1 protein-coding gene is annotated in these 745 nt (G+C 52.8%); it reads left to right on the forward strand.

Annotated elements, in window-relative coordinates:
• Nucleotides 1-745 (forward strand): IS30 family transposase (locus H9625_RS17430; protein WP_225226502.1); only part of this gene is annotated, 745 nt, incomplete at both ends.

Consider the following 745-nt stretch of genomic DNA (forward strand, 5'->3'; position numbering starts at 1 on the left):
CATGACATGGCAGAATCCCGCCGGTGTCATACGCCCGGCAACAGGGGGCTGGATGATGTGCTGCAATGGCGCATCATTGAGTTCATAAAAAACGAGCAGTGGTCTCCCCGGCAGATATCCGGACGTTTGAAGCTGGAGGGTATAAACGTCTCCCATGAAGCCATTTACGCCCTCATCCGCAAGGACGAAAGCGGGGAACTGGCTTCCCATTGCCGGCATAAGATGAAATACAAGCGCAAGGCCTCACACCGTCATGAGACCAAGGCCACGAACATCCGTAACCGTGTGAGCATACACGAGCGTCCGGCGGAAGCCGACGGCAAACGTTTCGGGGACTGGGAGATGGACCTCATCGTGGACAAGGACAGCAACGCCATCCTCACGCTGACGGAAAGGAGCACGAACTTCCTGTTGATGGAAAGGCTCAAGCACGGGAAGAAAGCGAAGCCTGTGGCAAGAACCGTGTGGAGGTTGCTGCTGCCATACAAGGGAGAGGCCTTGAAGTCCATCACCACGGACAACGGCAGTGAGTTCGCCGAGCATGAATGGATAACCAAGAAGCTCAACGTGCCCGTGTATTTTGCCGATTCCTATTGCGCATGGCAGAAAGGAGCCATAGAAAACGGCAACAAGCTGATACGGCAATATATCCCGAAAGGAACCGACATCAGTACGGTTACAGAAGGAAAAATAACCAAGATCAGGAAGAAAATTAATGCCAGACCGAGAGAAAAACTCAATTTCT

It is taken from the genome of Phocaeicola intestinalis (genome assembly GCF_014837065.1).
Classification (GTDB): Bacteria; Bacteroidota; Bacteroidia; order Bacteroidales; family Bacteroidaceae; genus Phocaeicola; species Phocaeicola intestinalis.